At 72.0% G+C, this 26,490-nt stretch carries 26 protein-coding genes and 1 tRNA gene; 10 read left to right on the forward strand and 17 right to left on the reverse strand.

Annotation, left to right across the window (positions count from 1 at the left end; translation table 11 throughout):
* Window positions 1–27 precede the first annotated feature (27 nt).
* A complete protein-coding gene (gene secA, locus ACXYMW_RS17325) occupies window positions 28–2,763 on the reverse strand; it encodes a preprotein translocase subunit SecA (protein ID WP_459036589.1) in 2,736 nt (911 codons plus the stop codon).
* Window positions 2,764–2,946: 183 nt separating this feature from the next.
* Between secA and ACXYMW_RS17330 the strand changes: the two genes are divergently transcribed.
* From ACXYMW_RS17330 to ACXYMW_RS17345, 4 genes are all read left to right on the forward strand, one after another.
* Window positions 2,947–3,903 carry a peptidylprolyl isomerase gene (locus ACXYMW_RS17330; RefSeq protein ID WP_459036590.1) on the forward strand — a complete coding sequence of 319 codons (957 nt, stop codon included), beginning with the start codon at window positions 2,947–2,949 and terminating at the stop codon, window positions 3,901–3,903.
* A gap of 1 nt (window position 3,904) precedes the next feature.
* On the forward strand, window positions 3,905–5,134 hold the full coding sequence (argJ, locus tag ACXYMW_RS17335) for a bifunctional glutamate N-acetyltransferase/amino-acid acetyltransferase ArgJ (protein ID WP_459036591.1): 1,230 nt from the start codon (window positions 3,905–3,907) through the stop codon (window positions 5,132–5,134).
* Entirely contained in the window at window positions 5,115–5,543 is a 429-nt protein-coding gene (mutT, locus tag ACXYMW_RS17340) for an 8-oxo-dGTP diphosphatase MutT (protein WP_459036592.1), read from the forward strand. The genes argJ and mutT overlap by 20 nt, the downstream gene beginning before the upstream one ends.
* A 137-nt stretch (window positions 5,544–5,680) precedes the next feature.
* Complete coding sequence (locus ACXYMW_RS17345) at window positions 5,681–5,809, forward strand: hypothetical protein (protein ID WP_459036593.1); 129 nt, start codon at window positions 5,681–5,683, stop codon at window positions 5,807–5,809.
* Between the two features lie 272 nt (window positions 5,810–6,081).
* Here the strand turns inward: ACXYMW_RS17345 and infB are convergent, their stop codons facing one another.
* From infB to rimP, 4 genes are read right to left on the reverse strand one after another with little or no spacing between them, the layout of a single operon-like run.
* Window positions 6,082–8,577 carry a translation initiation factor IF-2 gene (gene infB / locus ACXYMW_RS17350; protein ID WP_459036594.1) on the reverse strand — a complete coding sequence of 832 codons (2,496 nt, stop codon included), beginning with the start codon at window positions 8,575–8,577 and terminating at the stop codon, window positions 6,082–6,084.
* An 8-nt stretch (window positions 8,578–8,585) separates the two neighbouring features.
* On the reverse strand, window positions 8,586–9,221 hold the full coding sequence (locus tag ACXYMW_RS17355; protein WP_459036595.1) for an RNA-binding protein: 636 nt from the start codon (window positions 9,219–9,221) through the stop codon (window positions 8,586–8,588).
* A gap of 7 nt (window positions 9,222–9,228) precedes the next feature.
* Complete coding sequence (nusA, locus tag ACXYMW_RS17360; RefSeq protein ID WP_459036596.1) at window positions 9,229–11,010, reverse strand: transcription termination factor NusA; 1,782 nt, start codon at window positions 11,008–11,010, stop codon at window positions 9,229–9,231.
* Between the two features lie 5 nt (window positions 11,011–11,015).
* On the reverse strand, window positions 11,016–11,585 hold the full coding sequence (rimP, locus tag ACXYMW_RS17365; RefSeq protein ID WP_459036597.1) for a ribosome maturation factor RimP: 570 nt from the start codon (window positions 11,583–11,585) through the stop codon (window positions 11,016–11,018).
* Between the two features lie 259 nt (window positions 11,586–11,844).
* Here rimP and ACXYMW_RS17370 point away from each other — a divergent pair, with 259 nt between their 5' ends.
* On the forward strand, window positions 11,845–12,891 hold the full coding sequence (locus tag ACXYMW_RS17370; protein WP_459036598.1) for a translocase: 1,047 nt from the start codon (window positions 11,845–11,847) through the stop codon (window positions 12,889–12,891).
* A 15-nt stretch (window positions 12,892–12,906) separates the two neighbouring features.
* Window positions 12,907–14,487 (forward strand): substrate-binding domain-containing protein, encoded by a 1,581-nt coding sequence (locus ACXYMW_RS17375; RefSeq protein WP_459036599.1) that lies wholly within the window; start codon window positions 12,907–12,909, stop codon window positions 14,485–14,487.
* A gap of 8 nt (window positions 14,488–14,495) precedes the next feature.
* Here the strand turns inward: ACXYMW_RS17375 and radC are convergent, their stop codons facing one another.
* The 6 genes from radC to def (ACXYMW_RS17405) all read right to left on the reverse strand — a co-directional run bounded on the left by radC (window position 14,496) and on the right by def (ACXYMW_RS17405) (window position 18,046).
* On the reverse strand, window positions 14,496–15,251 hold the full coding sequence (gene radC, locus ACXYMW_RS17380; RefSeq protein ID WP_459036600.1) for a RadC family protein: 756 nt from the start codon (window positions 15,249–15,251) through the stop codon (window positions 14,496–14,498).
* A gap of 50 nt (window positions 15,252–15,301) precedes the next feature.
* Entirely contained in the window at window positions 15,302–15,643 is a 342-nt protein-coding gene (locus ACXYMW_RS17385) for a hypothetical protein (RefSeq protein WP_459036601.1), read from the reverse strand.
* Between the two features lie 237 nt (window positions 15,644–15,880).
* Window positions 15,881–16,393 carry a peptide-methionine (S)-S-oxide reductase MsrA gene (gene msrA, locus ACXYMW_RS17390; RefSeq protein ID WP_459036602.1) on the reverse strand — a complete coding sequence of 171 codons (513 nt, stop codon included), beginning with the start codon at window positions 16,391–16,393 and terminating at the stop codon, window positions 15,881–15,883.
* Window positions 16,390–16,839: a peptide-methionine (R)-S-oxide reductase MsrB gene (msrB, locus tag ACXYMW_RS17395; protein ID WP_459036603.1), complete on the reverse strand. Its 450-nt coding sequence runs from the start codon at window positions 16,837–16,839 to the stop codon at window positions 16,390–16,392. The genes msrA and msrB overlap by 4 nt, the downstream gene beginning before the upstream one ends.
* A gap of 191 nt (window positions 16,840–17,030) precedes the next feature.
* On the reverse strand, window positions 17,031–17,531 hold the full coding sequence (gene def, locus ACXYMW_RS17400) for a peptide deformylase (protein ID WP_459036604.1): 501 nt from the start codon (window positions 17,529–17,531) through the stop codon (window positions 17,031–17,033).
* Window positions 17,528–18,046, reverse strand: a complete 519-nt coding sequence (gene def, locus ACXYMW_RS17405) for a peptide deformylase (protein WP_459036605.1) — start codon at window positions 18,044–18,046, stop codon at window positions 17,528–17,530. Before def (ACXYMW_RS17405) ends, def (ACXYMW_RS17400) begins: the two co-directional genes overlap by 4 nt.
* A gap of 209 nt (window positions 18,047–18,255) precedes the next feature.
* Between def (ACXYMW_RS17405) and ACXYMW_RS17410 the strand changes: the two genes are divergently transcribed.
* The 3 genes from ACXYMW_RS17410 (at window position 18,256) to ACXYMW_RS17420 (ending at window position 21,099) form a co-directional block, all read left to right on the forward strand.
* The gene (locus tag ACXYMW_RS17410) at window positions 18,256–19,437 is read left to right on the forward strand and encodes a MalY/PatB family protein (protein ID WP_459036606.1); all 1,182 of its coding nucleotides are present in this window, start codon (window positions 18,256–18,258) and stop codon (window positions 19,435–19,437) included.
* Between the two features lie 139 nt (window positions 19,438–19,576).
* A complete protein-coding gene (locus tag ACXYMW_RS17415) occupies window positions 19,577–20,245 on the forward strand; it encodes a DUF1007 family protein (RefSeq protein WP_459036607.1) in 669 nt (222 codons plus the stop codon).
* Window positions 20,227–21,099 carry a nickel/cobalt transporter gene (locus tag ACXYMW_RS17420; protein ID WP_459036608.1) on the forward strand — a complete coding sequence of 291 codons (873 nt, stop codon included), beginning with the start codon at window positions 20,227–20,229 and terminating at the stop codon, window positions 21,097–21,099. Before ACXYMW_RS17415 ends, ACXYMW_RS17420 begins: the two co-directional genes overlap by 19 nt.
* A gap of 516 nt (window positions 21,100–21,615) precedes the next feature.
* Here the strand turns inward: ACXYMW_RS17420 and ACXYMW_RS17425 are convergent.
* From ACXYMW_RS17425 to ACXYMW_RS17445, 5 genes are all read right to left on the reverse strand, one after another.
* Window positions 21,616–21,690, reverse strand: a tRNA-Gln gene (locus ACXYMW_RS17425).
* Between the two features lie 72 nt (window positions 21,691–21,762).
* Window positions 21,763–22,770 (reverse strand): GGDEF domain-containing protein, encoded by a 1,008-nt coding sequence (locus ACXYMW_RS17430; RefSeq protein ID WP_459036609.1) that lies wholly within the window; start codon window positions 22,768–22,770, stop codon window positions 21,763–21,765.
* On the reverse strand, window positions 22,767–23,366 hold the full coding sequence (locus ACXYMW_RS17435) for a heme NO-binding domain-containing protein (RefSeq protein ID WP_459036610.1): 600 nt from the start codon (window positions 23,364–23,366) through the stop codon (window positions 22,767–22,769). Before ACXYMW_RS17435 ends, ACXYMW_RS17430 begins: the two co-directional genes overlap by 4 nt.
* Window positions 23,367–23,475: 109 nt before the next feature.
* Window positions 23,476–24,195, reverse strand: coding sequence for an HAD family hydrolase (locus ACXYMW_RS17440; RefSeq protein WP_459036611.1), 720 nt, complete (start codon window positions 24,193–24,195; stop codon window positions 23,476–23,478).
* The gene (locus tag ACXYMW_RS17445) at window positions 24,192–24,476 is read right to left on the reverse strand and encodes a DUF3572 domain-containing protein (RefSeq protein ID WP_459036612.1); all 285 of its coding nucleotides are present in this window, start codon (window positions 24,474–24,476) and stop codon (window positions 24,192–24,194) included. The genes ACXYMW_RS17440 and ACXYMW_RS17445 overlap by 4 nt, the downstream gene beginning before the upstream one ends.
* Window positions 24,477–24,564: 88 nt before the next feature.
* Here ACXYMW_RS17445 and ACXYMW_RS17450 point away from each other — a divergent pair, with 88 nt between their 5' ends.
* A complete protein-coding gene (locus tag ACXYMW_RS17450; protein WP_459036613.1) occupies window positions 24,565–25,950 on the forward strand; it encodes a diguanylate cyclase in 1,386 nt (461 codons plus the stop codon).
* A 25-nt stretch (window positions 25,951–25,975) separates the two neighbouring features.
* Here the strand turns inward: ACXYMW_RS17450 and ACXYMW_RS17455 are convergent.
* Window positions 25,976–26,490: periplasmic heavy metal sensor (locus tag ACXYMW_RS17455; RefSeq protein WP_459036614.1), on the reverse strand; the 515-nt coding region annotated here is incomplete at its 5' end.

The raw sequence follows: 26,490 nt of genomic DNA on the forward strand, positions 1-26,490 counted from the left end.
CCGGGCGCGGCGCCCGGAACAGGCGCGTCAGGCCAGCCGGCCGTGGCAATGCTTGAACTTCTGCCCCGAGCCGCAGGGGCAGGGATCGTTGCGCCCGGGATTGCCCCAGGTCGCCGGGTCCTTCTCGTCGAAGCCCGCCACCAGCGGCGCGGTGGGCGCCACGGCGGGGCCGGCCGCCTCGGCCTCGGGATGCGCGGCGCCGGCCGGGGCGGCGGCGGCGGCCTGCTGCATCCGGGCCTGCTGGCGCATCATCTGCGCCATCATCTGCTGCCGCTCCTCCTCCGACATCGGCCGCACCTGGCCGAGCTTGGCGGAGACCTCGCTGCGCAGGCTGTCGAGCATCGACTGGAAGAGCTGGAAGGCCTCGGTCTTGTACTCGTTCAGCGGGTCGCGCTGGGCGTAGCCGCGGAAGCCCACGACCGAGCGCAGATGCTCCAGCGTCAGCAGGTGCTCGCGCCACTTGGCGTCGATGGTCTGCAACAGCATCTGCTTCTCGATCTGGCGCATCGTGTCGGCGCCGAAGGCCTCGGCCTTCTCGGCCATCTGCTTGTCCGAGGCCTCGACCAGGCGGTCGCGGATCGTGTCCTGGTCGACGCCGTCCTCCTGGCCCCAGCCGATGATCGGCAGGTCGAGCCCGAGCTTCTCGATCACCGCGGCGTAGAGCCCCTCCATGTCCCACTGGTCGGCATAGGTCTTGGCCGGGGCATAGTCGTCGACCAGATCGTCGATGACCTGGTGGCGCATGTCCTCGGTGATCTCCGAGACGTCCTCGGCTTCCATGATCTCGCGGCGCTGGCTGAAGATCACCTTGCGCTGATCGTTCATCACGTCGTCGAATTTCAAGAGCTGCTTGCGGATGTCGAAGTTGCGCCCCTCGACCTTGGCCTGGGCGCGTTCGAGGCTCTTGTTCACCCAGGGGTGCACGATGGCCTCGCCTTCCTTCATGCCGAGCTTGCCCAGCACCGCGTCGAGCCGCTCGGACCCGAAGATCCGCATCAGGTCGTCCTCGAGGCTGAGGAAGAACGAGGAGCGGCCGGGATCGCCCTGACGGCCGGAGCGGCCGCGCAGCTGGTTGTCGATGCGCCGGCTCTCGTGGCGCTCGGTGGCCAGCACGTAGAGGCCGCCGGCCTCCTTGACCCTGGCCTCCTCGGCGGCGTGCTGGGCCTCGATGCGGGCGCGAATCTCGTCCGGATGGCCCTCGGGATCGGCGGCCAGCGCGGCCATCACCTCGAACTCGACATTGCCGCCGAGTTTGATGTCGGTGCCGCGGCCGGCCATGTTGGTGGCGATGGTGACGGCGCCGAGCTTGCCAGCATCGCCGACGATCTGCGCCTCCTTCTCGTGCTGACGCGCGTTCAGCACGTTGTGCGGCAGCCCGGCCTTGGTCAGCAGGGTCGACAGCATCTCCGACTTGTCGATCGAGGTGGTGCCGACCAGCACCGGCTGGCCCTTGTCGTGGGCCCGGCGGATCTCCTCGACGATGGCGTCGTATTTCTCGCGCGCCGTGCGGTAGACCTGGTCGTCCTCGTCGATCCGCGCGATCGGCCGGTTGGTCGGCACCTCGACCACGCCGAGGCGGTAGATCTCGGCGAATTCCTCGGCCTCGGTCGAGGCGGTGCCGGTCATCCCCGCCAGCTTGTCGTAGAGCCGGAAGTAGTTCTGGAAGGTGACGCTGGCCAGCGTGACGTTCTCGGGCTGGATCTTGCAGCGTTCCTTGGCCTCGATGGCCTGGTGCAGCCCGTCGGATAGGCGCCGGCCGGCCATCATGCGGCCGGTGAACTCGTCGATCAGCACGACCTCGCCGTCGCGGACGATGTAGTCCTTGTCCTTCTGGTAGAGCTTGTGGGCCCGCAGCGCCTGGTTGATGTGGTGCACCACCGTCGTCGACTCGGGGTCGTAGAGCGTCTGGCCCTCCTCGAGCAGCCCGGCGCGCTGCAGGCGCTCCTCGAGGAACTCGTTGCCGTCGTCGGTGAAGTTCACCACGCGGGTCTTCTCGTCGAGCGTGTAATGGTCCTCGACCAGTTCCGGGATCACCCGGTCGATCGCCTCGTAGAGCTCCGAGCGGTCCTGCGCCGGGCCCGAGATGATCAGCGGCGTCCGGGCCTCGTCGATCAGGATCGAGTCGACCTCGTCGACGATGGCGAAGTAATGGCCGCGCTGGGCCATCTGGCTCAGCTCCGACTTCATGTTGTCGCGCAGGTAGTCGAAGCCCAGCTCGTTGTTGGTGGCATAGGTGATGTCGGCGGCATAGGCGTCGCGCTTCTCGTCCTCGGCCTGGCGCGGATAGACCACGCCGGTGGTCATGCCGAGCGCGCCGTAGACCTTGCCCATCCAGTCGGCGTCGCGCCGGGCCAGGTAGTCGTTCACCGTGACGATGTGGACGTTCTGCCCCGACAGCGCGTTCAGGTAGGCCGGGAAGGTCGCGACCAGAGTCTTGCCCTCGCCGGTCTTCATCTCCGAGATGTTGCCCTGATGCAGGAAGATCCCGCCCATCAGCTGCACGTCGAAGGCGCGCAGGCCGAGCGCCCGGCGCGCCGCCTCGCGGCAATTGGCGAAGGCCTCGGGCAGGAGCGCGTCGAGGCTCTCGCCCTCGGCGTGGCGCTTGCGGAAGGCCTCGGTGCGGGCGATGAGGTCGCCGTCGCTCAGGGCCTGGTATTCGGGCTCCAGCGCGTTGATCCTGTCGACGAGCGGCTGCGTCGCCTTGATCTTGCGGTCGTTCGGCGTGCCGAACACCTTCCGCGTGAGTGATCCGATCCCCAGCATGAGCCTCTCGTATCGTGATTGACGTTTCCGTGTGCGGCATCGGCTTGCCCGTCTCGCACACAGCCCATAAGACACGAGGGAACGACCGGCCCGAGACCGCCACGCAACGGCACATAAGCGCCGGTCCCGCAAGTGTCAACGCCGCCCCCCGGAGGGGCTGCCAGAGCAGAGAGTAGGATACCCATGCCGTATCGGAATCCCCGCCTTGCCGCCCTTCTGGCCCTCGGACTGGCGCTGCCCGCGGCGGCTCAGGAGACCCCCGGCGAGGCCGCGCCCGAGAGCGCGGCGGAGGCGCCCGAGCAAGCCACCGAGCAAGCCGCCGACCCCGCCGGGGAGGCCCCCCAGGGCGCGGCCTCCGGCACCGAGGTCGCGGCCGATCTCGACCAGGTCGTGGCCGAGGTCAACGGCACGCCGATCACCCTCGGCCACATGCTGATGGTGCGCGCCGGCCTGCCGGAGCAGTACCAGCAGCTGCCGCCCAACGTGCTCTGGGACGGCATTCTCGACCAGCTGATCCAGCAGGAGGTGCTGTCCCAGTCCGACCTCGGCGAGGAGACCCAGCGGGTCACGCTGGCGCTGGAGAACGAGCGCCGCGCGCTCACCGCCTCGGAGGCGGTGGCCAAGCTGTCCGAGGACATGGTGACCGAGGAGGCGCTGCAGCAGGCCTACGAGGCGCAGTTCGGCGATGCCGCGCAGGGCACCGAGTACAACGCCGCCCACATCCTCGTGGAGACCGAGGAAGAGGCCCAGGCGATCAAGGAGGAGCTCGAGGGCGGCGCCGATTTCGCCGAGCTCGCGGCCGAGAAGTCGACCGGCCCCTCGGGCCCCAATGGCGGGGCGCTGGGCTGGTTCGGTGCCGGCCAGATGGTGGCGCCGTTCCAGGAGGCGGTGGCCGCGCTCGAGCCCGGCGCGATCTCCGATCCGGTGGAGACGCAGTTCGGCTGGCACGTGATCAAGCTCAACGAGACCCGCGAGGCGCAGGCGCCCGAGCTCGAGGCGGTGCGCGACCAGCTCACCCAGCAGCTCCAGCAGCAGGGCATCGAGGGCCGCATCCAGGAGATGGTCGGCGCCGCCGAGATCGAGAAGACCGAGGGCATCGCGCCCGAGGCGCTGTCGCGCATCGATCTGCTGGAGAACTGAGTTGGCCAAGATCACCGAACGCTCGCCGCTCGCCCCCGAGCGGTTTCCCGACCTGCCGGTGATCAAGGGCGTGCGCTTCGCCGCGGTGGCGGCGGGCGTGCGCTATGCCGGGCGGCGCGACGTCATGCTGGCGCATCTGGCGCCGGGCTCGACCATGGCCGGGGTCTTCACCCGCTCGGCGACGCGCTCGGCGCCGGTGCTGGACTGCCAGGAGAAGATCGCCGGCGAGTCCGAGGACGGCGCCGCGATCATCGTCAACTCGGGCAATTCCAACGCCTTCACCGGCAAGAACGGCATCGAGGCCACGCGCGCCGTGACCGAGGCGGTGGCGGCGGCGCTGGACCTGCCCGAGGCGCGGGTCTTCTCGTCCTCGACCGGGGTGATCGGCGAGCCGCTGCCGCATCAGCGCATCACCGCTAAGGTGGCCGAACTGGCCGGCGCGCTCGACGAGGGCGGCATCGCCGCCGCGGCCGAGGCGATCATGACCACCGACACCTTCCCCAAGGGCGCCTCGGAGAGCGTGCACGTCAATGGCGGCGACGTGACCATCGCCGGCATCGCCAAGGGCTCGGGGATGATCGCGCCCGACATGGCGACGATGCTGGTCTACGTCTTCACCGACGCGGCGATGGCGCGCGCAGACCTGCAGGCGCTGGTCAGCCGCGCCGCCGACCGCACCTTCAACTGCATCACCGTGGACAGCGACACCTCGACCTCGGACACGCTGCTGATGGGCGCCACCGGCGCCTCCGGCGTCAGCGTGACCGCCGAGGACACCGCCTTTGCCGAGGCGCTGGAGCGGGTGTTCCGCGATCTCGCGCACCAGGTGGTGCGCGACGGCGAGGGCGCGACCAAGTTCGTCACCGTCAACGTCACCGGCGCCGAGAGCGACGCCGATGCCCGCACCCACGCCCTGTCGATCGCCAATTCGCCGCTGGTCAAGACCGCCATCGCCGGCGAGGACCCGAACTGGGGCCGCATCGTCATGGCGGTGGGCAAGTCCGGCGCCGCCGCCGACCGCGACCGGCTGACCATCCGCTTCGGCGACCTCCTGGTGGCCGAGAACGGCTGGGTGTCGCCGGAATACCGCGAGGAGCAGGGCGCCGCGCTGATGAAGGCGCCCGAGATCACCGTCAATGTCGATCTCGGGCTCGGGGAAGGGCGGGCGACGATCTGGACCTGCGACCTGACGCATGGATACATCTCGATCAATGCCGATTACCGCTCCTGAGGTCGCCGCGACCCGGCTCGTCCTGGTCGCCGCGGTCGCCCTGATCGACGTCGACGGGCGCGTTCTGCTGGCCCAGCGCCCGGCCGGCAAGTCCATGGCCGGGCTCTGGGAATTTCCCGGCGGCAAGGTCGAGGACGGCGAGACGCCGGAGGCGGCGCTGATCCGCGAGCTGCACGAGGAGCTGGGCATCGAGACCTGGCAATCCTGCCTCGCGCCGCTCACCTTCGCCTCGCACGGCTACGACGATTTCCATCTGCTGATGCCGCTCTTTGCCTGCCGGAAATGGCAGGGCACCCCGGTGGGGCGGGAAGGCCAGGTGTTGAAATGGGTGCAGGCCCGCGATCTCGCATCCTATCCGATGCCGCCCGCCGACGTGCCCATCGTGCCGATCCTCCGGGACTGGCTGTGAGGGCTGTGGCAAAGACGTAACTAAATTATTCTTACTAATGCGAAGTAGTAATTTAGTTGCAAAGGACGGCCTTTGGGTTCGTCATTAACCTAGCTTTGCGATAAACTTACAAGACCGAGGCGAGTGGGGATATTGTCATGATCAGAACCATCATTCTCAGCAGTTGCATCTCCGTCCAGGGGATCCTCGAGAAGACCCTGCCCGACGGCCGCATGGTCGTACGGGTCGGCAAGCGGCTCTTTACCGGTCAGCCCTGCGCGAGCTGACCCCGTCGCCGCGGCCGCCCATGGGGATGGGGCGGCGCCGCGACCCGACCGGCGGCCACGGTTCCGCCGGACCCTCCTGTTTCGAACGCCGCTGAGGCGCAGCTTCGCCCGCGACCCGGGCGCATGGCTTGGCCGTGTGCGGCGCGGGCCGCGGCTTTGCCGGCCGCCGGCGCCGGGCCGGTCCGGCCCGCGGGCAAAAAGAAGGGCCGCGCCTCCGGTCGGAGGACGCGGCCCTTGGCAGGTCGGCGGCCCGGCCGAAGCCGGGCGCGCAATCAGCTGAGCGTGCGCTCGACCTCTTCGCGGGTGAAGATCTCGATCACGTCGCCCTTGCGGATGTCGTCGTAATTCTCGAAGGCCATGCCGCATTCCTGGCCCGACTGGACCTCGGAAACCTCGTCCTTGAAGCGCTTCAGCGTCTTCAGCGTGCCCTCGTGGATCACCACGTCGTCGCGCAGCAGGCGGACCCCGGCGGAGCGGCGGGCCACGCCCTCGGTCACCAGGCAGCCGGCCACGGTGCCGACGCCGGAGACGCGGAAGGTCTCCTTGATCTCGGCATAGCCGATGAAGTTCTCGCGGATCTCGTTCGAGAGCAGGCCGGAGGCCGCCGCCTTCACGTCGTCCACGAGGTCGTAGATCACGCTGTAATAGCGGATCTCGACGCCCTTCTGGTTGGCCGAGTTGCGCGCCGAGGCATTGGCGCGGACGTTGAAGCCCAGGATCGGCGCGTTCGACGCCTCGGCGAGGCCGACATCGGTCTCGGTGATGGCGCCGACACCGTAATGCAGCACCCGCACGCGGACCTCGTCGTTGCCGACCTTCTCGAGCGCCTGCACGATGGCCTCGGCAGAGCCCTGCACGTCGGCCTTCACCAGCACCGGCAGCTCGGAGACGTTCTCGTCCTCCTTGGCCTTCTGCATGAGGGCCTCGAGCGTGGTGGCGGCGCCGGCGGCGGCGCGCTTGTCCTTGGCGACCTGCTGGCGGTACTCGGCGATCTCGCGGGCCTGCGCCTCGGTCGAGACGACGTTGAGCACGTCGCCCGCCTCGGGCGTGCCGTTGAGACCCAGCACCTCGACCGGCACCGACGGGCCGGCTTCCTTGACCCGCTTGCCCTGGTCGTTCTCCATGGCGCGGACCTTGCCCCACTGCTCGCCGACGACGAAGATGTCGCCCTGGCGCAGGGTGCCGTTCTGGACCAGCACGGTGGCGACCGGGCCGCGGCCCACGTCGAGCTGCGCCTCGATCACCGCACCTTGGGCGGGGCGTTCGGGGTTGGCCTGCAGCTCTAGCAGCTCGGCCTGCAGCGCGATCGCCTCGAGCAGCTCGTCGATGCCCTTGCCGCTGACCGCGGAGACCTCGACATCCTGGACCTCGCCGGACATCTGCTCCACCACGATCTCGTGCTGCAGCAGGTCGGTGCGCACCTTGGTCGGGTTGGCGTCGGGCTTGTCGACCTTGTTGATCGCCACGATCATCGGGACCTTGGCCGCCTTGGCGTGATTGATCGCCTCGACGGTCTGCGGCATCACCGCGTCGTCGGCCGCGACCACCAGCACCACGATGTCGGTCACCTGGGCGCCGCGCGAGCGCATCGAGGTGAAGGCGGCGTGGCCCGGCGTGTCGAGGAAGGTGAGCGTCTGCCCGCCCTCGGTCTCGACCTGGTAGGCGCCGATATGCTGGGTGATGCCCCCGGCCTCGCCGGCGGTCACCTTGGTCTTGCGGATGGCGTCGAGCAGCGAGGTCTTGCCGTGGTCGACGTGGCCCATCACGGTGATGATCGGCGCGCGCGGATGCAGATCCTCGGGCTTGTCCTGGGTCTGCTCGATCACCTGCTCGACATCGGCGTCGGAGACGCGGGTCACGCGGTGGCCGAATTCCTCGATGATCAGCTCGGCGGTGTCGGCGTCGATGGTCTGGTTCTGCGTCGCCATCACGCCGTTCTGCATCAGCGCCTTGACGACGTCGCCGACGCGCTCGGCCATGCGGTTGGCGAGCTCGGCGACGGTGATCGCCTCGGGCAGCTGCACGTCGCGGGTCACCTTCTCGCGGCTCACCGGGCCGCCCATGGCCTTCTGACGCGCGCGCTCCTGCTTGCGCTTCATCGCCGCCATCGACTTCTGCCGGCCGCCTTCGCCGCCCTGCAGGGCCTGGTTCACGGTCAGCTTGCCGGTGCGGCGGCCGCCGTCACGCGACTTCACCGACCGGCCGCGCTCCTCGCGCTCGCGCTCGGCCTTGCGGGGCGCCGCCGCAGGGGCGGGCTTGCCGCCGCCGGCCGGGCCGCGGGCCTCGGCGGGGGCCGCAGGGGAGGGGGCCGGCGCGTTCTTGGCGGCCTCGGCCTCCTCGCGGGCGCGGCGCTCGTCCTCGGCCTTCTGGCGCGCACGCTCCTCGGCCTCGCGCTGCTCGCGCTCCTTCTGTTCCTTCTCGGCGCGCAGGCGCTCGCGCTCCTCGGCGCGGGCCTTCTCCTCGGCCTCGCGGCGCGCCGCTTCGTCAGCCTCGCGCGCCTTGGCGTTCTGCAGCGCCTTCAGCCGCCGCTCCATCTCCGCCTCGGAGATGCCCGCAGGCCGCTTCACTCCCGCCGCGGGGCTCGTGCCCTGGCCGCTGCCGGACCCTTTGCCACCGGCCGCACCGCCCTTCGGCACGACCACGCGCTTGCGCTTCGTCTCCACCACGACGTTCTTCGTCCGCCCATGGCTGAAGCTCTGCTTGACGTTCCCCGACCGGGGACCGCCGCCGCGCAAACCCAAAGTCTTCTTACCGTCGGTGTCGCTCATGTAGTCTCTTATCCTTTCCGGCGGCCCCTGCCGCCGTCATCCGAGTCGGCCGGTCCGACACGGAGGCCCTTCAGACGTTGGGCCTCATCTACAACACGTTTCGCGAGTCCGCCAGCGCCGAGCGCGGCGTGTATCACAGTTTCCCGCCCGAAGGCCATGCCGAGTTCGTCCGCCGTCAGCCAGCCGATATAGCGGCCCATATAGGGCGTCGAGAGTTTCGACTTGCCGCGTTCCGAGCCGTCTTCGGCCTGGATCAGCACCCAGGCCTCTTCCTTCTGCAGCCAGTCCTTGACCTTCTCGTAGCCCGCCACCGCGTCGCCGGACTTGCGGGCCAGGCTGATCAGGTCGATCACCCGGCGGGCCAGCAGCGCCTCGACCTGCGCGGCGAGCCCCTCGGGCACCTTCACCGGCATCCGCGCGGCCCGCGCGAACAGGTTCTTCTTCTCCGCCCGGTCGAGCGCCGCGCGGTCGGCCGAGACCCAGATGCCGCGTCCCGGCAGCTTGCCCGCGAGGTCGGGCGCCAGCCCGCCCTCGGGGTCCACCACGAAGCGCAGCAGCCCGTGGGCCGGCTGCACTTCGCCGGTGGCGATGCATTTGCGTTCCGGCCCGTCGGGCCGGTCCTTTGGAGCGCCGCCGCGGGTCATGCCTGGATCAGACCCTCTCGTCCGCGTCGCTGTCGGCATCGTCGGCGTCGGAGGCGGTGTCGTCCTCCGCCTCGGCATCCTCGTCAAGCTCGGTCGGATCGACCCAGCCCAGCAGGACCCGCGCCGTCATCACCATGGTCTGCGCCTCCTCGAGGCTGACCTCGAAGGGCTCCAGCAGGCCGTCATCCTTGACCCGCTGGCCGTCGACGCTGGTCCAGCCGCCCGCGAGCTCCCAATCCGCGCAGGTGGCGAAATCCTCGAGCGTCTTGATGCCGTCCTTGGCAAGCGCCTCCACCATCTGGGGTGTCAGGCCCTCGAAATCAATGAGGCTGTCCTCGGCGCCGAGCGCGCGGGCATTCTCCAGCGCCGCGGCGGCCTGCGCCTCGAGGATGTCGCGGGCGCGGGCCTGCAGCTCCTCGGCGGTGTCCTCGTCGACGCCGTCGATCACCGTCAGCTCGTCGATCTCCACATAGGCCACTTCCTCGAGGTTGGTGAAGCCCTCGGCGACCAGCAGCTGGGCGAAGAACTCGTCCAGATCGAGGCTGTCCATGAACAGCTTGGTGCGCTCCTCGAACTCGGCCTGGCGGCGCTTGCTCTCCTCCTCCTCGGTGAGGATGTCGATGTCGAGCCCGGTGAGCTGGGAGGCCAGCCGCACGTTCTGGCCGCGCCGGCCGATGGCCAGGCTGAGCTGCTCGTCGGGGACCACGACCTCGATGCGCTCGGCATCCTCGTCGAGCACCACCTTGGAGACCTCGGCGGGCTGCAGCGCGTTGACGAGGAAGGTCGGCATGTCCTCGTTCCACGGGATGATGTCGATCTTCTCGCCCTGCAGCTCGTTGACCACCGCCTGCACGCGGGAGCCGCGCATGCCGACGCAGGCGCCGACCGGGTCGATGGACGAATCGTAGGAGATCACGCCGATCTTGGCGCGCGACCCCGGATCGCGGGCCACCGCCTTGATCTCGATGATGCCGTCGTAGATCTCGGGCACTTCCATCTTGAACAGCTCGGCCATGAATTCGGGCGCGGTGCGGCTGAGGAAGATCTGCGGGCCGCGGGTCTCGCGGCGCACGTCCTTGACGTAGCAGCGGATGCGGTCGTTGGGGCGGTAGGCCTCGCGGCCGATCTTCTCGTTGCGGCGCAGGATGCCCTCGCCGCGGCCGATATCGACGATGATGTTGCCGTATTCCTCGCGCTTGACCACCCCGTTGATGATGGTGCCGACGCGGTCCTTGAATTCCTCGTATTGGCGGTCGCGCTCGGCCTCGCGGACCTTCTGCAGGATCACCTGCTTGGCCGATTGCGCGGCGATCCGGCCGAGCTCCACCGGCGGCACCTCGTCGACGATCTCGTCGCCGGCCTCGGGCAGCGCGGTTTGGTCGAGATCGGCCGCGCCCTGGCCGCTGACCTTGATCAGGAAGCGGCGGATCTTGCGGGTCTCGGGCTCACCGCCCTCCTCGGGATGGATCGTCGCGGTGCCGCGCACCACGCTGACCGCCGGGCGCTCGGCGCGGACGATCTCGGCCGCCTGGGCGGCGGTGAGCTCGGCCTGGTAGTTCTCCAGCAGATCCTCGTCGACGATGGTGCGGACGCGGGTGAAGGTCGCCCGGCCGGTGCGGCGGTCGATCGACACGCGGATGTCCATCTCGGAGCCGTAGCGCGACTTCGCGGCCCGGGCGAGGCTCTCCTCCATGGCCTCGACCACGAGACCGGGATCGATCATCTTCTCGCGCGCCACCGCCTCGGCGGTCTGCAACAGTTCCAGCTGGTTGGCAGAGGTGATCGCCATCTCTCTCACTCCTCGTCCGGGCCGGTCTCGGCCGCGATCTCGTCAAACTTGGTCTCGTCGAAGCCCTGCGCCTTGCGCGCCTTCAGCATCTCGCGGATCAGCTCGTCGGTCAGGACCAGCTTGGCATCGGCCAGCCAGTCGAATTGCAGCCCGATCGTGCCTTCCTCCACGTTGATCAGTACCTCCTCGCCCTCGATCCCGGCCAGCACGCCCTTGAAGCGCTTGCGGCCGTCGATCAGGTCGTGGGTCTCGAGCTTGGCCTCGTAGCCCTCGAAGGTGTCGAAATCCTTCAGCCGGGTCAGCGGCCGGTCGATGCCCGGCGAGCCGACCTCGAGCGTGTAGGTGTCGACGATCGGATCCTCGACGTCGAGCACCGCCGACAGCGCCGTGGAGATCTGCGCGCATTCGTCGACCTCGATGCCGCCCTCGGGGCGTTCGGCCATGATCTGCAACAGCGGCGTCTTGCCGCCCTGCAGGCGCAGCCGCACCAACTCGAAGCCCATATCCTCGATGACGGGGCGCACGATCTCGGCGATGCGGCGGTCCAGGGCGGTCTTGGCGATGAGGTCTGACATGCGGTCCTCGCCGGCTTGAAACGAAAAAAACGGGCGCGCGGCCCGTCGATCGTTCCCGGTGGTGCTTCGGTTCCAGAGGACCGACGCGCCGCTGTTGAGGCGCATATACGGCGGCGGCGGGCAAACTGCAAGGCCCTAGGCGGCCCGGCCGCGCCGGAGGCCGATCCGAATGACTCCCCGGTGACGCCGCAGACCTGCCGCGTCCGTGCCACCTTTCGGCAGCAGAGAGGAGTCGAGTAGGGACGAAGGGGAAGGTGAGATGGATCGTTCGAGGACCTACGGGCTTGCCTTCGGCACCGCGATCTGTGCCTTCGGCATCGGCTACATCATGCAGTTCGGCCTGGCGCTGCCCGGCGCGTCGGGGCCCGCGACGCCCATGCAGGTGACGGCGGTCAAGGACACCGCGGCGATGCTGCCGCTGCAGGGCCCGCCGCTGCCCCCGCGCACCGAGACGCAATGGGCCGAGGTGGCGGCGCTGCCGGCGACCGGCGCGGCCATGATTCCGCTGCCCTATCCGGCCGGGGCGATGCCGCCGGCGAAACTTAGCCTCGCCAGCCTCGAATCGCCCCGCCAGGCGCCGGCGCGGCCGGTGGCGGCCGAGCGCGAGGCGGCGATCGCCGGGCCCGGCTGCGATGTCGAGATGAGCGCCACGCCGCTCGCCGGGGCGATGGTCCGGCTGGAAATTGCCGCCCCGTGCCATGCCGGCGACCGGGTGACCCTGCATCACGGCGGCCTCACGGTGACCGAGACGACCGATTCCGAGGGCGCGCTGACGCTCGACATGCCGGCCCTGGCCGAGGCCGCGGTGTTCATCGCCAGCTTCGGCGACGCTGCCGGCGCGGTGGCCCGCACCGACGTCTCCTCGCTGCCCTTCTACGACCGCGTGGTGCTGCAATGGCAGGGCGGGGCGGCGCTGGAACTGCACGCAAGGGAATTCGGCGCCGCCTATTTCGCGCCCGGCCATGTCTGGCCCGAAGCCCCCGGCTCGGTCGAGGCGGCGGCGCGCGGCGAGGGCGGCTTTCTCACCCGGCTGGGCGATCCCGACCTGCCCGAGCCGCAGCTGGCGCAGGTCTACAGCTTCCCCTCCGGCACCGCCAAGGCAGCCGGCGCGGTGGCGCTCAGCGTCGAGGCGGAAATCCGCGACGGCATCTGCGGCACCGATATCGCCGCCCAGACCATGGCGCTGCATGGCGGCGCGGTGGAGGATGTCCGCGACCTGCTCCTGGCCGTCCCGGATTGCGACAGCGCCGGCGATTTCATGGTCTTGAAAAACCTCATCGCGGACCTGAAGATCGCCGCCAGGTGAGTTCGGGAGCCGTCGATGCGACAGCCTTGTGCGGCGTTCCTCGCCGCACTTTTCCTTTTCGCGGGCGGTGCCGCCACGGCCCAGGAGGTCACGCTGACCTCGCGCGACGGGGCGGTGGAGCTGCGCGGCACGCTGCTCGATTTCGACGGCGCCTTCTACCGCCTCCACACCGAATACGGTGAGCTCAGCCTCGACGCGGCCGGCGTGGTCTGTTCCGGCGCCGCCTGTCCCGACCCCGAAACCCACGTGACCGAGATCGCGATCTCCGGCGACGGCGACGCGGCGCTGCGCCTGCTGCCGGCGCTGGTCGCCGCCTTCGCGGAGGAGAGGGGCCAGCAGCTCGACCGCGCCACCGGCGCCGACGGCGTCTTGCGCCTGACCCTGCGCGACCGCGACGGCGGCGGCGAGACCGGCCGCGTGGTGGTCCGCCCGGCCAGCACCGAGGAGGGCTTCGCCGACCTCTTGGCCGGCATGGCCGACCTGGTGCTGGCCCGGCGCGAGATCCGCGCCGAGGAGCTCGACCATGCCCGCGCCGCGGGGCTCGGCCGCCTCGACGCCGACAACCGCAGCCGCGTGCTTGCGCTCGACGCCCTGGTGGCGGTGGTGGCCGAGGACAACCCGCTGCGCGCCGTCCGGCCCGAGACCCTGGCCGCCCTGCTGTCCGGCGGGGTGGCCGGCTGGGAGGCGCTGGGCGGTCCGCCGGGGCCGCTGGTCCTGCACCTGCCGGAGGCCGACAGCGGGCTGATGCAGGCCATCCGCGACCGCCTCCCGGGCGGCGGCTCGGGGGCGCCGGCGGTCGAGGTCCGGCGCCACGCCGACCCGGCGGCGCTGGCCCGCGCGGTGGCCGCCGATCCGCGCGCGCTGGGCCTGACCGCCGGCTCCGCCATCGGCGCGGCGCGGCCGCTGGCGCTGACCGGCGCCTGCGGCATCGTCCAGCGGCCCGACCGGCTGGGCCTGAAGAGCGAGGATTACCCGCTCACCCTGCCGGTCTTTCTCTATATGCCGGCGCGCCACCGCCCGGCGCTGCTGCGCGACCTCCTGGCCTTCGCCCGCAGCGCCGCCGCGCAGCGCGCGATCGCCGGCACCGGCTTCGTCGACCAGATGCCCGAGACGCTGGCTTTCGACAGCCAGGGCGACCGGCTGGTGGCGGCGATCCGCGCCGCCCGGGGGGCGGCGGGGCTGCGCGAGCTGAAGCGCTTGGTGCGGGTGCTGGGCCCGCTCGAGCGGCTCACCACATCGTTCCGCTTCCGCCCCGGATCGGCCGAACTCGACGCGCAATCGCGCTCCAACGTCTACCTGCTGGCGCGCGCCCTCGCGGCCGGAGCCCATGCCGGCCGCGACCTCGTCTTCGCCGGGTTCTCGGACCGCCGCGGCGCGCCTTCGGCCAATCTCGCCCTGTCGCGCCAGCGGGCCGAGGCGGTGGCGCGCGCCGTGCAGGCCGCGCTGGCCGCGCTCGGCCCGGAGGCTTCGCCGGGCCGCGCCGCGCCGCCCGGCGGGGTCGAGAGCCTGGGCTTCGGCGCCAGCCTGCCGGTGGCCTGCGATGCCAGCCCCGGCGGTCCCGAGGCCAACCGCAGGGTGGAGGTCTGGCTGCGCTGAGCCGCGGCTCAAAGCAGGCCCTCGGCGCGGAAGCTGAGCTCGCGCGAGCGCCCGATCACCAGATGGTCGTGCACCGTCAGGCCGAGCGCCGCCGCCGCCGCCTGGACCTGCGCCGTCATCTCGATATCGGCGGCCGAGGGCGTGGGATCGCCGGAGGGATGGTTGTGCACCAGGATCAGCGCCGAGGCGTTGAGCTCGAGCGCCCGCTTCACCACCTCGCGGGGATAGACCGGCACGTGGTCGACGGTGCCGCGGGCCTGTTTCTCGTCGGCGATCAGGACGTTCTTGCGGTCGAGGTAGAGGATGCGGAATTCTTCGATCTCGCCATGCGCCATGGTGGTGTGGCAGTAATCGAGCAGCGCTTCCCAGCTCGAGACGACCTGCCGGCGCAGCACCCGGGCGCGCGACAGCCGGTGCGCCGCGGCCTCCACCACCTTGAGCTCGCAGATCACCGCCGCGCCCACCCCCTCGACATCGGCGAGCCGGGCGGCGGGGGCGGAGATCACCGCGTTGAAATCGCCGAAGATCTCGAGCAGGCGCCGCGCCAGCGGCTTCACGTCGGCGCGCGGAATGGCGCGGAACAGGACCAGTTCCAGCATCTCGTAATCCGGGAGCGCCGCGGCGCCGCCGGACATGAACCGCGCCCGCAGACGCTTGCGGTGGTCGCGGAGATAGGAGGGCAGGCGGCCCCGGGGCAGGCCGGAGGGCGCGGCCGGCTCGAACAGCCTGCCCTGCGCCTCGTCGAACTGGCCCGGCCGTGTCATGCCCGCCAGGATGCGGCGGGCATGGTCAACGCGGCGTTAACGCGGCCGGCTCAATTGGCGGCGACGACCTGGCCGGTGCGCGCGGCGCGCACGACGACCGCCTCGCCGTCGCGGGCGAAGTGGTAGAGCGTGCCCTGCTTGCCGGGCAGGCCGAAGCTCACGGCGTCGCCATCGGCCAGTTCCAGGCTCAGCCGGGCCGGGCCGCGGAAGGCGTCGGCATAGGTGGCGACGACCTCGTAGCCGGTCTCGGTGGTGTCGTAATAGACGGTCATCGCGGTGCCGGTATCGTGCAGCGTGGCGCCGGCGCGCGGGGCGTCGAGGCGGATCTCGCCGGCCAGGGCGGGCGCGGCGGCGGTGGCCAGGGCGGCGAGGGCGAGTGCGGATTTCATCATCGGTGCAGCCTTCCGTGTCTGTCTGTATTTGCTGCACTGCAGAATAGGGTCCGGCCGCCGCGGCGAAAACGCCGGGAATGCACAACCCCGCTATGTGTCTGGCACGGGTGGGCCGACCCTACCCCGGGGGCGGGCGGGCCGCCCGCGAACGGGCGAGACCCCGCGCGCGCGACGCGCCCGGCACGACACGGGGGCGGCGCCGAAAGCGCCGCCCCCGTGCAGGATCCCCGGCCGGTCCTACTCCGCCGCGTCGCGGCGCGGCAGCACCCAGTCGGGACGCGGGAAATGGCAGGTATAGCCGTTCGGGAAGCGCTCGAGGTAATCCTGGTGCTCGGGCTCGGCCTCCCAGAAATCGCCCACGGGCGCCACTTCGGTGACCACCCGGCCGGGCCAGAGCCCCGAGGCCTCGACGTCGCGGATGGTGTCGCGCGCCACCGCCTCCTGCTCTTCATCGACGTAATAGATCGCCGAGCGGTAGGACATGCCGATGTCGTTGCCCTGCCGGTCGCGGGTCGTGGGGTCGTGGATCTGGAAGAAGAATTCCAGCAGCCGCCGGTAGCTGATGCGTTCGGGGTCGAACCAGATCTCGATGCCCTCGGCATGGCTGCCATGGTTGCGGTAGGTGGCGTTGGGCACGTCGCCGCCGGTATAGCCGACGCGGGTCTGCTCGACCCCGGGCAGCTTGCGGATCAGGTCCTGCATGCCCCAGAAACAGCCGCCGGCCAGAACCGCGCGTTGCAGATCGCTCATGTCACGTCCTCCACCTGGTCGAGATAGGCGCCGTAGCCCTCCGCCGCCATGTCGTCGCGGTGCACGAAGCGCAGGCTCGCCGAGTTGATGCAGTAGCGCAGCCCGCCGCGCTCCGGCGGGCCGTCGGGAAACACATGCCCGAGATGGCTGTCGCCATGCGCCGAGCGCACCTCGGTGCGGATCATGCCGTGGCTGGTGTCGCGCAGCTCGGAGACGTGGGCGGGCTCCAGGGGCTTCACGAAGCTCGGCCAGCCGCAGCCCGATTCGTACTTGTCGGACGAGGCGAAGAGCGGCTCGCCCGAGACCACGTCGACATAGATCCCCGGCGCGTGGTTGTGCAGGTATTCCCCGCTGCCGGGCCGTTCGGTGCCGTTCTCCTGGGTCACCCGGCGCTGTTTCGGCGTCAGCCGCGCCAGCGCTTCGGGATCCCTGCGATACTCTGCCATGACCGCCATCCTCCGGTTGTCTCTGTCCCCCATGTGGGGCCGCGCCGGCGCTTTGCCAAACCCCGCCCAACGGCGACGGGCCTTCTTCTGAGCCGAAATATCCTCGGGGGTGAATGCGGGCCCTGCGGCCCGCAGAGGGGGCAGACGGCCCCCTCGATTCCCGCCGCCCGCCCGCGCGGGGCGCCGGCGCGCTAGGCCCGGCCGAGCTTGCGCGCCCGCTTCAGCAGCATGTCGCGCTTCACCCGGCCCAGCCGGTCGAAATACATCCGCCCGTCGAGATGGTCGATCTGGTGCTGCACCGAGGTCGCCCAGAGCAGCACGAAATCGCGCTCCTCGACCGCGCCGCCTTCGTTGAGGAAGCGCACCGTCACCGCCCGCGGCCGCTCGATCCGGGCCGAGACGCCGGGCAGGCAGGGGCTGGCCTCGTCATGGGCGCGCGGCGCGACGCTGGCATGCAGGATCTCGGGATTGGCGAGGCGCACCGCCTGGCCGCGCGCCTCGGAGGCGTCGACGACGGCGAGCCGGAGCCCCACGCCGATCTGCGGCGCCGCCAGCCCCAGCCCCGGCATCGCCTCCATGGTGTCGACCATGTCGTCCCAGATCGCCCGGATCTCGTCGGTCACCGCCGCCACCGGCGCCGCTGGGGTGCGCAGCCGCCGGTCGGGCCAGCGCAGGATCGGCCGGACGCTCACGCGCGGGCCTGTTCGCGCTTCAGCTTCTGCATCTTGCGGGTGATCATCTGGCGCTTCAGCGGCTTCAGGTAATCGATGAAGAGCTTGCCGTTCAGGTGGTCGATCTCGTGCTGCACGCAGGTCGCCCAGAGCCCGTCGAACTCCTCCTCGCGCGGCACCCCGTCCTGGTCGAGCCAGCCGACCCGGACCGCGGCCGGGCGCTCGACCTCGGCGAATTGCTCGGGGATCGACAGGCAGCCTTCCTCGTAGACGTTGCGCTCCTCCGAGGCCGACAGGATCTCGGGGTTGAACATCACCAGCGGCCGCGGCTCGGCGCCCTCCTCCTTCACGCAGTCGAGCACGATCAGCCGCTTCAGCACGCCGATCTGCGGCGCCGCGAGGCCGATGCCGGGCGCGTCGTACATGGTCTCGAGCATGTCCGAGGCCAGCGCGCGCAGCTCGTCCGAGAGGTCGGGGACGGGCGCGCAGACGGTCTTGAGCCGCGGATCGGGGTGGATGAGGATCGGCCGTATCATGGCGCGCATGTAGGCGATGGATGCGGCCCGCGCAATATCGCCCGCCATCGCGCCTCGCCGCCGCGTGCCGCCCTTTAGCGCCACTGGCCGCAACGTCCCGCCGGTCTGCGCCTCCGACCCGGCTTGGCGCCGCCCGTGCCGGGCCGCGGGCGGTTGCAGCCGCCCGCCGCGGCGCTACCGTGGCGGCGATTGCAGATGAGGGACGTTTCATGACCGCCAGCCCGTTCGACGAAATCATCGACCGCCGGGGCACCCATTCCTCGAAATGGGACCTGATGGAGGCGACCTACGGCGTCTCGCCCGGGGACGGGCTGGCGATGTGGGTCGCGGACATGGATTTCCGCCCGCCCGCCTGCGTGCAGCGCGCCCTCGAGGCGATGACGGCGCATGGCGTCTACGGCTATTTCGGCGACGACCGCGCCTATCTCGAGGCGGTGCGCTGGTGGATGGGCGAACGGCACGGCTGGCAGGTCGCGGCGGGCGACATCCTCACCACCCACGGGCTGGTCAACGGCACCGGGCTCTGCGTCGACGCCTTCACCGCGCCGGGCGACGCGGTGGTGCTCTTCACCCCGGTCTACCATGCCTTCGCCCGGGTCATCCGGGCCGCCGGGCGCGACGTGGTGGAATGCCCGATGGTGCTCGAGGACGGGCGCTACCGGATGGATTTCGACCGCTACGACGCGCGCATGACCGGGCGCGAGCGCATGCTGATCCTGTGTTCGCCGCACAATCCCGGCGGCCGGGTCTGGAGCGCCGAGGAGTTGCGCGGGGTGGCCGATTTCGCCCGCCGTCACGACCTCGTCCTGGTCTCCGACGAGATCCATCACGACCTCGTCCTGCCGGGCCACCGGCACCGGCCGATGGCGGTGGCCTGCCCGGACATCGCCGACCGGCTGGTGATGATGACCGCCACCACCAAGACCTTCAACATCGCCGGCGCCCATATCGGCAACGTGATCATCTCCGACCCCGATCTGCGCCGCCGCTTCGTCGCGCGCATGGCCGGGCTCGGCCTGTCGCCGAACGCCTTCGGAGTGCACATGGCCACCGCCGCCTATTCGCCCGAGGGCGCCGCCTGGGTCGACGACCTGGTGGCCTATCTCGAGGGCAACCGGCAGGTCTTCGACGCCGCCATCGACGCCATTCCCGGGCTCTACGCCATGCCGCTCGAGGCGACCTACCTGTCCTGGGTCGACTTCTCGCGCACCGGGATGAGCCGCGACGAGTTCACCGCGCGGGTCGAGCGCGCGGCGCGCATCGCGGTCAATCACGGCCCGACCTTCGGCGCCGGCGGGGACGGCTTCCTGCGCTTCAACATCGCCATGCCGCGGGCCCAGATCGCCGAGGCCGGCGCCCGGCTGCAGAAGGCCTTCGCCGACCTGCAGTGAGGCCCCGCCGCGCCGGAGGGGGGCGGCGGCCGGGGCCGGGCGCCGGCCCGCGCCACGCCCGTCCCCGGGCCCGGCGGAAGCGCGCCCGGCGCCGCGCGGCCGGCTTGCCCGGGATCGCGCCGCCGCAGTATCAAGCGGCATGGATTCGCGTGCCCTGTTCCCCGCCCTCGCCCTGGCGACGCTGCTCCCCGGAGCGCCGGACGCCCATCCCCACGTCTTCATCGATGCCGGGTTCGAGCTGGTCTTCGACCCCGACGGGCAGCTCGAGGCGGTGCGGATCGAATGGGCCTATGACGAATTCTACTCGCTCATGCTGATCGAGGAGAACGGCCTCGACGCCGATGCCGACGGGGTGCCGGACGCAGCCGCGCTCGCCGCCTTCGCGGGGCGCGACGTCGCCTGGGAGGAGGGCTTCCCGGGCGATTTCACCCTCGAGCGCGACGGCGCCGCGGTGGCGCTCCTCGGACCGGTCGAACACAGCGCCCGCTACGAGGCCGGGCGCTACGTGACCACGCATCTGCGGCCGCTCGCCCACCCCTTCGATCCGGCCGGCGAGGCGGTCGCCGCCCGGGTCTACGACCCGACCTATTTCGTCGCCTACGACCTGCCCGAGCCGCCGGGCATTGCGGGCCGGCAGGGGTGCCGGCTCGACCGCGACGCCGCCGACCGCGCCGCGGCCGAGGCGGAATACGGCGAACGCCTCTCGGCCATCGATGCCGGCGAGGATCCGTTCGAGGAGATCGAGCTGCCGGATATCGGCATCCTCTTCGCCGACCGCTTCGTGCTGACATGCGCCGCCGCCTCCTGATCCTGCCGCTGCTGGTCGCCGCGGCGGCGCTCTGGGCGCTGGCCGGCGGGCAGGACGCGGAGCTTGCGCGCTGGGCCGCGGAGCGCCAGCGCGGCTTCCAGAACGCCCTGGCCGGCGGGCTGAGGGCGCTGCGGGCCGGCGAGCCCGGGGCGCTGGCGGCGCTGCTCGGGCTGTGCTTCGCCTACGGCTTCTTCCACGCCCTGGGCCCCGGGCACGGCAAGTTCCTGATCGGCGGCTATGGCATGAGCCGCGCGGTGCCGCTGCTCCGGCTCTCGGCGATCTCGCTGCTGGCGGCGCTGGGCCAGGCCGCCACGGCGATCCTGCTGGTCCTGGCCGGGCTCTACGTGCTGGGCTGGAGCCGGGCGCAGCTCACCGGGGCGGCCGAGGAGATCATGCTGCCGCTCAGCGCGCTGGCCATCGGGCTGATCGGCGGCTGGCTGGCGCTGCGCGGCGGCCGCCGCCTGCTGGCCCTGCGGCGCCCCGCCCCGGCGACCGCCTGCTGCGGACACCGGCACGGGCCCAGCCCCGAGGAGATCCGGCAGGCCGCGGGCCCGGCCGAGACGCTGGCGCTGATCGCCGGCATCGCCATCCGCCCCTGTTCCGGCGCCATCCTGCTGCTGGTGCTGACCTGGCACATGCAGATCCTCGGCGCCGGCATGCTGGGCGCGGTGGCCATGGCGCTGGGCACCGGCAGCCTCACCGTGCTCGTGGCCTCGGGCAGCGTCGCCCTGCGCCGCGGCACACTCTTCACCCTGGGCGGGATGGCCGGCGCGGCCTACGCGCTGCCGGCGCTGGAACTCCTCGCCGGAGGCGCGATCGTCGCCCTGGCGCTGGAAATGGCGGCGCTGGTGTAAGCGCGGCCGCCGCGCGGGGCCTGTCGCGCGCGGACTTCCCGCCCGCCAGAGGCCTGCAAGTCCGGCCGGGCCGCGCGTCTGCCGCTTGGCGCCCGGGACCCAACACCCGCACGGCCGGCCCCCCCGGCGGGAGGCGCGTCTGGCGCCGCCATCGGCGGGGGGCGAGCAGGTTGATCTCAGCGCGTCGACGATCTTCTGTCACTGCGTGTCGTGGACCGTGAGCAGCGCGGCTGAGCGCTTCCCGGCATCGCGGGGAACCTCGGTTCGCGGAGACAGACAGAGAAAAAGTCCGGACCGCTAGTTGGTCTCGGTTTTGGCCGCCGCTTCCGAGAACAAAGGATCCGCCTCCGGCACAGCGGATATGGCCCGGCATAGTGGCGGGCGCGTCGGCGGTGTCTGGCAGGCTGGGAGGGCCGGGGCGGTGTCACAGGCGCTGTCACCGCCGCGGACGGCTGTCGCACGTCTCTCGATCCAAGGCGCTTCGCGGCCTGGGTTTCATCAGATTTCTGGGAGAGTTGGCTGGGGTGGTAGGATTCGAACCTACGGTACACGGTACCAAAAACCGCTGCCTTACCGCTTGGCTACACCCCAACTGCGCGGCTACTTACGACGGTCGGTGCGGGGGATCAAGACCCGCCGGGGCAAAAGTTGCGCAGCTTTTCGTTACGGCGCCCGGGGGGCTTCTGGGGCGGGATCGGACGCTGCCGGCCCAGCCTCGGGGTCGAAGGCGGCGCGGCCGCGGCCCCGCGCCTTGGCGGCGTAGAGCGCGCGGTCGGCGGCGCGCAGCAGCGTGTCGGGGGCCTGCGCCGCCCCCGCCGCGTGCAGCGCTATGCCGATGCTGGCCGAGACCCGGCAGGCGGCGCCGTCATGGATCACCGGCGCCTCGATGGCGGCGATCAGGCGTTCCGCCAGCGCCCTGAGACGGCCGGGATCGGGAGTGCCGGGGATCACCACGAGGAATTCGTCGCCGCCCACCCGCGCGGCGCGGTCGCCGTGGCGCAGATTGGCCGGCAGGAGGCCGCCCACCGCCTGCAGCACCGCGTCGCCGGCGGCATGGCCGAGCGAATCGTTGACCTGCTTGAAGCGGTCGAGGTCGATGTGCAGCAGGCCGAACGGCGCCCTGGCCCGGCTCAGCCGCGCCAGCGTCTGGTCGGCCGAGCGGCGGTTGCCGAGCCCGGTCAGCGGATCGGTCAGCGCCTCCTCCTCGGCGGCGGCGCGGGCGCTCTGCAGGCGCTGGTTCAGGCGGCGCGAGGAGTCCATCGCCGCGGTCTTCGCCTCGAGCAGGAACAGCAGCTCGACCGAGAGGTCGGTGGGAGCGAAGTCGGAGCTCGTGAGGGCGTGGTCCTGCACCGCATCCGCCACCGCCAGCCCGAAGCTCAGATCGAGCACCGCGCCGCCGGCGCCGTCGGGGTGGAGATGGCCCACGAAGCCGGTCCGCGGCGGCTGCCGCAGCCTGAGCCGCAGCTTGCGCCCGGGCGCCGCGAGCAGGGCGGACAGGCTGGCCAGGGCGCGCGGCCGCACCACCTCGCAGAGATCGAGCAGCGGCTCGCCGCCGGGATCGCCGCCCAGCAGCTTGCGCAGCGTCGGCCCGGCCTGGCGCACCCGGCCGTCGCCGCCGATCCACAGATGCAGCGGGCAGAGCCGGTCGAGGAGCGGCGCGGGCAGGGTCACGGCGCGACCTCCAGCGCGCCGCGCCCGAGCAGGAAGCGCCGGCCTTCGGCGAAGCATTCGTCGATCAGCGTGACCTCGAGGATCTCGCCGTCCGGCCCGTCGCCGAGATGGTCGAGCAGCACCAGCGCGCCGTGATCGTCGGCCATCGCCCGGAGCAGCCCGACAAGAACGTGGCCGAAGCCCGGCAGGTCGCCGCGGCAGGCGATGCGGAGCCGCCGGCCGGCCGCCTCGGTCACCTCGAGATCGGGCAGGACCAGATCCGGCACGGCGAGCCGGACGCGGTCGCGCAGATCCTCGAGCGAATGCAGGAAGTCGAGGAAGTCGACGCCGCAGAAGCGCAGCAGCCGCCGCACCGGCTGCATGTTGGAATGGCAGACCAGGTAGGTGCCGACATCCTCGAGCAGCGCCGCCCGCGGCTTGTCGAGCTGGCGCGCCGCCGCGGTCAGGAGCCGGTCGGTCACGGCGCTGTCGTAGTGCAGCATGGCCTCGAATTCGGGGTCGCCGAGCCCGGAGGCGGCGGCCATGTCGGACCACAGCGACGGGCCGTAGGTGTCGACCACGAAAACCTGCAGCATCCGGTTGACGAGGCCCAGCATGCCGCTTCCTTTCCCGCGTTCCGCATCCCGGGCCGAGCCTCGCGCAGAGGTCTGAAAATGCCGTAAAGCCCGGGCCGGCGGGTGGCCCCGAAGCGGGGCCGGGCCGGGCTCAGGCGGCGTCGAGGCCGAGCCAGCCGGGCAGCGCGCCGATATCGGGCAGGAGCGCCGCGGCGTGACGGGCCAGCGGGCCGGCCTCCGCCGGGCCGGTGCGCACCGCCACCGCCGCCATCCCGGCGGCGCGCGCGGCGTGCAGGTCGTGCAGGCTGTCGCCCACCATCAGCACCCGGGGCGCGGCGATGCCGACGGCGCGCGCGAAGGCCAGGAGCGGCGCTGGGTCCGGCTTGCAGCCATGGCCGGAATCGAAGCCCGCGACGAAGGCGAAGCGGTCGGCCACGCCGCTCTGGCGCAGATGCGCGGCGGCGGCCTCGGCGCTGTCGTTGGTGACCACGCCGAGCACCAGCCCGGCGCCGCGCAAACGGTCGAGAAGCGGCGCCAGCGGCACCGGCGGGACCGGCGTCGCGGCGGCGCCGCGCCGCGCCAGATGGCGCGTCAGGGCCGGAACATCCCAGCCGGGAAGCTCTGGCGCAAGGCAGGTCGCGGCATCGGCCGGGGTGCCGGCGACGACCGGGCTGCCGGGGGCGAAGCGGCGGGTCTCCGGGTCGAAGCCGATCCGCGCCGCGAGCCGGGCGGCGCGCCCCGGATCGCCGCCCGCCAGATCGTCGAGCAGCGCCGCCGTCCAGGCGGCCCAGGTCGCGGTGAAGTCGAACAGCGTGCCGTCCTTGTCGAAGAGCACCGCGGCGATGTCGCGGCGCCCCGGCGGCGCCGTCACGTCCAGTGCACCGTGCCGCCGCCGGGCAGATGGGCGCGGGCGGCGGCCGGGGTGCTGTATTCGAGGCCGCCGGCGTCGCAGAAGGCGCGGATCCAGGCGTCGTCCATGAGCAGGAAATCGAGCACCGCGGCCTGGAAATCCGGGTCCGACAGGCCGATGCGGAAGCTCTCCTCGTCGGCCCCGGTGGCGCCCATGAAGACCCCCAGCAGATCGTCCTCGCCGGCCAGCCAGGCCACGGCCTGCAGGCCGACCACCTCGGCCTCTTCGATGGAAAGCGTCATGATCCGGACAACTCGAAACACTTTGTTAAGGCCTTCAGCAAACACTGTGCCGAGGCCGGGGGCAAGGCCGACAGGCGCGGGGTGGGAGATGACCGGGCGGATATTGCTCATCGATGCGGAGGAAGCCGGGTCGCGGCCGCTATGCGCCCTGCTGTCCGCCGCCTGCTACGACGTCACCGTGACCGCCGGCGGCGCTGCGGCGCTGGCGGCGCTGGAGGCGCGGCCGGTGGATCTGGTGCTCTGCGCCGGCGAACTGCCGGATACCTGCGCGCTGCGGCTCTGCCAGGCGGTGAGCGAGCGCTACGGCGCGGTGGCGCCGCGGCTCATGCTGCTGGCCCGCAACGGCCGGCCGGAGCGGCGCGCCGGGCTCGCCGCCGGGGCCGAGGAGGTGTTCGCGCCCGACACGCCGGAGCGGCTGGTGCTGGCCAGGCTGCGCGCCGCGCTGCGCGCCCGCCATGCCGAGCGCGAGCTGCGCCTGCGCGAGGGGACCAGCCGGGCGCTGGGCTTCGCCGAGCCGCAGACCGGGTTCGAGCGGCCGCCCCGGGTGGTGATCCTCGGCGAGGATTCCGGCGCCCGGGCGCTCCGGCGCGCGCTCTCGTCCCGGCTCGGCTCCGACCTGGCCTGCCTGCCGCGCGACGCGGTGCTGCGCCGGCGCGTGGCGCCGCCGGAGATCTGCGTGATCCGCGACGAGGCTGAGGCCGAGGGCGGGCTCGACCTCCTGGGCGCGCTGCGGGCCTGCGCGGGCAGCCGCCACGCCGCCCTGCTGTTTCTGACCGCGCGGCCCGGCCGGGCCGCGACGGCGCTCGATCTCGGCGCCGACGAAGTCGCCGAGGCGGCGGCGGGGGCGGCGGAGCTGGCGCTGCGGCTGCGGCGCCTGGCGCGGCGCAAGCGCCATGCCGACGGGCTGCGCCGGGCCCTGCGGGTCGGGGTCAGCGCGGCGCTGCTCGACCCCCTGACCGGGCTGCGCAACCGCCGCTACGGGCTGTCCCACCTGCAGCGCCTGGCCGGCGACGCCGCCGCCACGGGGCGGCGCTATGCGGTCATCCTGGCCGATATCGACCGGTTCAAGTCGGTCAACGACCGCTGTGGCCACGGCGCCGGCGACGCCGTCCTGTGCGGCGTGGCCCGGCGGCTGGCAGCGGATCTGCGCGCCTCCGACCTGGTGTCGCGGATCGGCGGCGAGGAATTCCTGGTGACCCTGCCGGGCGCCGACCTCGCCGCCGCGGCGGCCACGGCGGAACGCCTGCGCACCGGCATCCGGGCGGCGCCGATCACCGTCGGGCCGGGCCTGTCGGTGCCGGTGACGATCAGCCTCGGCGTGGCGGCCGGGCCGGGCTGCGACGCCACCGGCTCCGACATCCTCGCCCTGGCCGACGGCGCGCTGCTGACCGCCAAGCGCCAGGGCCGCGACCGGGTGCGCATCGCCGGGGCGCCGCGGGCCACGCTGCGCGGCCGCGCCCGGCGCAGCGCCTAGGTCCCCGCGCGGGGGGGCGCCGCGTCTACCGGGTGCCGTCGCTGCCGTCGCGGCCGCCGCCGCGGCGGTCGAGCCGCTCGATCTCCACCGCCAGCCGCGCGGCATAGGCCGCCCGCTCGGCCTCCGGCAACTTGGCGAGGAAGCCGGTCAGGACCTTGCGGCCCTGGGCGCGGTGGCGGGCCGCGCGGGCCTCCTGGCGGCGCAGCACCTCGGTCAGACGCTCGGCGTCGAACGGGTCGGCCTGCAGGGCCGCCAGCGCCTCGCCGTAGCCGGCGGCGAACTCGGCCCGGGCGGCGCCGCCGGGCGTCGCCAGCGCGGCGCGCAGCTCGCGCCGCAAGGCGCGGCGCTGCGGCTCGGTCAGGGCGCGGAAATACAGGAACGGCGCCTCGGGCCCGCCATGCCGGGCGGCGTGGCGCGGCGGCCCCTGGTCGAGCCAGGCGCCGGCGACGATGCCGGCCACCGCGAGGTTCAGGGCCAGCGACAGCAGGAGGGCGATCCGCAGGCCCCGGCCGGGGCGTCGCAGCGGTGTCGCGCGCGGTG

Source organism: Roseivivax sp. CAU 1761 (assembly GCF_054482755.1).

What these genes read in the sequence shown, in the direction of transcription:
- ACXYMW_RS17385 (WP_459036601.1), bottom strand. Translation starts at nt 15,643, where the DNA reads ATGATGAAATCCGCACTCGCCCTCGCCGCCCTGGCCACCGCCGCCGCG.
- infB (WP_459036594.1), bottom strand. Translation starts at nt 8,577, where the DNA reads ATGAGCGACACCGACGGTAAGAAGACTTTGGGTTTGCGCGGCGGCGGT.
- secA (WP_459036589.1), bottom strand. Translation starts at nt 2,763, where the DNA reads ATGCTGGGGATCGGATCACTCACGCGGAAGGTGTTCGGCACGCCGAAC.
- ACXYMW_RS17415 (WP_459036607.1), top strand. Translation starts at nt 19,577, where the DNA reads ATGGATTCGCGTGCCCTGTTCCCCGCCCTCGCCCTGGCGACGCTGCTC.
- ACXYMW_RS17410 (WP_459036606.1), top strand. Translation starts at nt 18,256, where the DNA reads ATGACCGCCAGCCCGTTCGACGAAATCATCGACCGCCGGGGCACCCAT.
- ACXYMW_RS17345 (WP_459036593.1), top strand. Translation starts at nt 5,681, where the DNA reads ATGATCAGAACCATCATTCTCAGCAGTTGCATCTCCGTCCAGGGGATC.
- def (WP_459036605.1), bottom strand. Translation starts at nt 18,046, where the DNA reads ATGATACGGCCGATCCTCATCCACCCCGATCCGCGGCTCAAGACCGTC.
- ACXYMW_RS17445 (WP_459036612.1), bottom strand. Translation starts at nt 24,476, where the DNA reads ATGACGCTTTCCATCGAAGAGGCCGAGGTGGTCGGCCTGCAGGCCGTG.
- ACXYMW_RS17435 (WP_459036610.1), bottom strand. Translation starts at nt 23,366, where the DNA reads ATGCTGGGCCTCGTCAACCGGATGCTGCAGGTTTTCGTGGTCGACACC.
- msrA (WP_459036602.1), bottom strand. Translation starts at nt 16,393, where the DNA reads ATGAGCGATCTGCAACGCGCGGTTCTGGCCGGCGGCTGTTTCTGGGGC.
- ACXYMW_RS17330 (WP_459036590.1), top strand. Translation starts at nt 2,947, where the DNA reads ATGCCGTATCGGAATCCCCGCCTTGCCGCCCTTCTGGCCCTCGGACTG.
- ACXYMW_RS17355 (WP_459036595.1), bottom strand. Translation starts at nt 9,221, where the DNA reads ATGACCCGCGGCGGCGCTCCAAAGGACCGGCCCGACGGGCCGGAACGC.
- rimP (WP_459036597.1), bottom strand. Translation starts at nt 11,585, where the DNA reads ATGTCAGACCTCATCGCCAAGACCGCCCTGGACCGCCGCATCGCCGAG.
- nusA (WP_459036596.1), bottom strand. Translation starts at nt 11,010, where the DNA reads ATGGCGATCACCTCTGCCAACCAGCTGGAACTGTTGCAGACCGCCGAG.
- ACXYMW_RS17420 (WP_459036608.1), top strand. Translation starts at nt 20,227, where the DNA reads ATGCGCCGCCGCCTCCTGATCCTGCCGCTGCTGGTCGCCGCGGCGGCG.
- ACXYMW_RS17370 (WP_459036598.1), top strand. Translation starts at nt 11,845, where the DNA reads ATGGATCGTTCGAGGACCTACGGGCTTGCCTTCGGCACCGCGATCTGT.
- mutT (WP_459036592.1), top strand. Translation starts at nt 5,115, where the DNA reads ATGCCGATTACCGCTCCTGAGGTCGCCGCGACCCGGCTCGTCCTGGTC.
- ACXYMW_RS17375 (WP_459036599.1), top strand. Translation starts at nt 12,907, where the DNA reads ATGCGACAGCCTTGTGCGGCGTTCCTCGCCGCACTTTTCCTTTTCGCG.
- radC (WP_459036600.1), bottom strand. Translation starts at nt 15,251, where the DNA reads ATGACACGGCCGGGCCAGTTCGACGAGGCGCAGGGCAGGCTGTTCGAG.
- msrB (WP_459036603.1), bottom strand. Translation starts at nt 16,839, where the DNA reads ATGGCAGAGTATCGCAGGGATCCCGAAGCGCTGGCGCGGCTGACGCCG.
- ACXYMW_RS17450 (WP_459036613.1), top strand. Translation starts at nt 24,565, where the DNA reads ATGACCGGGCGGATATTGCTCATCGATGCGGAGGAAGCCGGGTCGCGG.